The following is a 1,842-nucleotide window of genomic DNA, read 5'->3' on the forward strand; positions in this document are numbered from 1 at the left end:
AGCTTGACTCTGTCGGGAATCTTGGAGTTTCCCGGTGCGGCAGCAAGATCGACGGGCATGCTCGTGTGGTTCCGCCGACCGATACAGCTGTCGAGGTGCTCGTTGTCCCTTCGTCCCCGTTCCGGTGAGCAGGTCCCGTCTCTGACTGCGCAGGTCGCGCGGGCGAGCAACCCGGGTGGCACGACGGCGATATGGGTGCGTGATCGCCTTGATGGGCTGTGGAGCGACGAGGACTTCGCCGACTGGTACCCGCGGGACGGGCGTCCGGGTCTGTCGCCCGCTCAACTGGCCACCGTGTGTGTGCTGCAGTTCCTGCTCGGTCTGTCGGACAGGCAGGCCGCCGAGGCGGTCCGCTGCCGCATCGACTTCAAGTACGCCATGGCCATGGAGCTGGACGACCCCGGATTCCACCACAGCGTGCTGGGCGACTTCCGTGATCGTCTTGCCGAGGACGGTCGTGCCGACCGCCTCCTCGACCTCGCACTCGCGCGCCTGAAGGAGGCCGGTCTCGCCCGCGAGCGCACCACCCAGCGCACCGATTCCACGCACGTCCTGGCCGCGGTGCGGGACCTGACCCGTCTGGAGCTGGTCACCGAGGCGGTCCGCGCCGCGCTCGAAGAGGTCTCAGGTATCTCTCCTCATCTGCTGGACGGACTGGTCGACGAAGGCTGGGGGCTGCGTTACGGCCGGCCGGTTCGCCTGGGGAAGAACCCCACCAAGCCCGTGACCAGGATTTTTGCCACCGGAAACGATGCCGTCCGACTTCTGGAACACCTCCACCGCTTCGGAGCGGACCGCATGGCCGGTCCTCGTATCCAGGCTCTGCGGCAGATCATGGTGCAGAACTATCACCGTGATGCCGCGGGACAACTGCGCTGGCGCACCGCCGAGAAGGAGGGCGGGGCGGGTCTGCCACCGTCGTCAAGGGCGATCGTCTCTCCATACGACACCTCGGCCCGCTACACCCGACACGGGCACATCATCAGATGGAAGGGGTTCGCCGCCCATCTGACCGAGACCTGTGCTGCCGACGGTCCCAACGTGATCACGGATGTCGCCACCACTGCAGCCACCACCCACGACAGTCAGGTCCTGCCTGGCGTCCACACACGCCTCGCCCGCCGCGGCCTGCTGCCCGCCGAGCACCTGGTCGACGCCGGCTACACCTCTCTGCCCCACCTGGAACAGGCCGCCCGTGAACACCAGGTCACCGTCTCCGGTCCGCTGAAGAGCAACCCCACCCGCCAGCACCGCCGAGGCGAGGGCTTCGCCCGGGACGACTTCCATATCGACTTCGACCGTCAGCAGGTGACCTGCCCCCAAGGACAGGTCAGCGCGGGCTGGCACGGCCCCTACCCGACCTCCTCGCCCACCGCCGCCCCGCTGATCGTGGCCAGGTTCACAAAGAGCCAGTGCCGCCCCTGCCCGGCCCGCACCCAGTGCACCAGCACCGCCGACGACGCCCGCACCGTGGGCTTCCCTCCCCGAGAGCTCCGTGACCTGCAACTCCGCGTCCGTGCCGAGCAGCAGACGCCCGAGTGGAAGGCCCGCTACGCGGTCCGCTCCGGAGTGGAGGGCACGGTCAACGAGTTCGCCCACGGACACGGCATGCGGCGCTGCCGCTACCGAGGACATGGAAAGGTCCACGTCCAGCACGTCCTGACAGCCATCGCCGTGAACATCGAGCGCCTCAGCGGACTGCCACCGGCTGAGAAAGCCCCCACACCCCGCCAGCCGACTGCCTTCCAGAACTACCTCGACCAACGCGAGATCCCTCGCCTGAAGTCCTGGCGAACCCTGGGCACTTGACTGCGCCGGTATCAAGATCACCGACAGAGTCAA

General features: G+C 67.8%; 1 protein-coding gene. It reads left to right on the forward strand.

Annotated features, from left to right (window positions below; translation table 11 throughout):
• Nucleotides 1-195: 195 nt before the first annotated feature.
• A complete protein-coding gene (locus tag IG78_RS0140995) occupies nt 196-1,809 on the forward strand; it encodes an IS1182 family transposase (protein WP_030574862.1) in 1,614 nt (537 codons plus the stop codon).
• Nucleotides 1,810-1,842: the final 33 nt, after the last annotated feature.

Source organism: Streptomyces aureocirculatus (assembly GCF_000720475.1).
In the GTDB taxonomy this organism is placed as follows: Bacteria; Actinomycetota; Actinomycetes; order Streptomycetales; family Streptomycetaceae; genus Streptomyces; species Streptomyces aureocirculatus.